At 65.8% G+C, this 1,535-nt stretch carries 3 protein-coding genes; all 3 read left to right on the top strand.

Translation table 11 applies throughout. The features are described 5' to 3' along the window. Positions 1–640: histidinol dehydrogenase (gene hisD, locus EN969_RS30535; protein WP_127419705.1), on the top strand; the 640-nt coding region annotated here is incomplete at its 5' end. A gap of 6 nt (positions 641–646) precedes the next feature. Continuing rightward, positions 647–1,132 (top strand): UPF0262 family protein, encoded by a 486-nt coding sequence (locus tag EN969_RS30530; RefSeq protein ID WP_013530198.1) that lies wholly within the window; start codon positions 647–649, stop codon positions 1,130–1,132. A gap of 47 nt (positions 1,133–1,179) precedes the next feature. Then, positions 1,180–1,535, top strand: a 356-nt coding sequence (locus EN969_RS30525) for a low molecular weight phosphatase family protein (RefSeq protein ID WP_245467569.1), incomplete at its 3' end; no start/stop codon positions are given.

Raw genomic sequence — 1,535 nt, 5'->3', positions numbered from 1 at the left:
GGCAGCCAAGCGCCAGGTTTTCGGCACCGTCGGCATCGACATGATCGCCGGGCCATCGGAAGTGCTTGTCGTGGCCGACGGCAGCAACGATCCGAACTGGATCGCTGCCGACCTGCTGGCCCAGGCAGAACACGACGCTTCGGCGCAGTCGATCCTGGTCACCGACGATCCGGCTTTCGGCATCGCGGTCGAACAGGCGGTCGAGCGCCAGTTGCAGAGCCTGCCACGCGCTGAAACGGCAGCGGCGAGCTGGCGCGATTTTGGTGCCGTGATCCAGGTGTCGACCATCGACGCCGCGCTGCCGCTGGTCGATCGCATCGCCGCCGAACATGTCGAACTGGCCATCGACGACGCCGAGGGCTTCCTGTCGCGGATGCGCAATGCCGGTGCGGTCTTTCTCGGCCGCCACACGCCGGAAGCCATCGGCGACTATGTCGGCGGCTCTAACCATGTGCTGCCGACGGCGCGCTCGGCGCGTTTCTCGTCCGGCCTGTCCGTGCTCGATTTCGTCAAGCGCACGTCGATCCTCAAGCTTGGACCGGAGCAGTTGCGTATCTTGGCGCCGGCGGCGATTGCGCTGGCCAAGGCGGAGGGTCTTGACGCGCATGGACGCTCCGTCGCCATACGGTTGAACATGTAGGCGGCGATGTCTGGCCCCGATCAAACCCGCGCCAGGCTGATCGATGTCGAACTCGATGAATCGATCGGCCGGTCAACGCCGGATGTCGAGCATGAACGTGCAGTGGCGATCTTCGACCTGATCGAGGAGAACAGTTTCCAGCCCGTCAATGACAGCGGCGACGGCCCTTACCGGCTGAAACTGTCGCTGGCCGAGCAGCGGCTGGTGTTTGCCGTGGCGCGCGAGGATGGCACCGCCGTCGTCACCCATATCCTGTCGCTGACGCCGCTCCGGCGCATCGTCAAGGATTACTACATGATCTGCGAAAGCTACTACGACGCCATCCGCTCCTCGACGCCGAGCCATATCGAGGCGATCGACATGGGCCGCCGCGGCCTGCACAATGAAGGTTCGCAGACGCTGATGGACCGGCTGTCCGGCAAGATCGACATCGACTTCGATACGGCGCGCCGGCTGTTCACGCTGGTCTGCGTGCTGCACTGGCGGGGCTAGCCCTGTCGCCCGGCGCCCTGCCCCGTTCGATCCTGTTCCTGTGCGGCATGAATGCCGTGCGCTCGCCAATGGCGGAGCAGCTGGCGCGCCGGATGCTGCCCGCCACCGTCTTTGTCGCTTCGGCCGGCGTTCGCGCCGGCGAGCGCGATCCGTTCGTCGATGCGGTGCTGGCCGAAGAAGATCTCACGCTGGGCGAGCGCCACCCAAGGACGATGGACGATCTCGAGGACGACTATTTCGACCTCATCGTCACGCTGGCACCCGAAGCGCACCACGCCGCACTCGAACTCACCCGCTCGCTCGCCGTCGAGGTCGAATATTGGCCGACGCCGGACCCGACCGACGCCGGTGGCACGCGCGAACAGATCATGGCAGCGCACCGGGACGTCCGCGAGCGGCTGAA

The organism is Mesorhizobium sp. M7A.F.Ca.CA.003.01.2.1 (genome assembly GCF_003998945.1).
GTDB lineage: Bacteria > Pseudomonadota > Alphaproteobacteria > Rhizobiales > Rhizobiaceae > Mesorhizobium > Mesorhizobium ciceri.
This window is presented reverse-complemented; position numbering and strand designations above follow the sequence as displayed.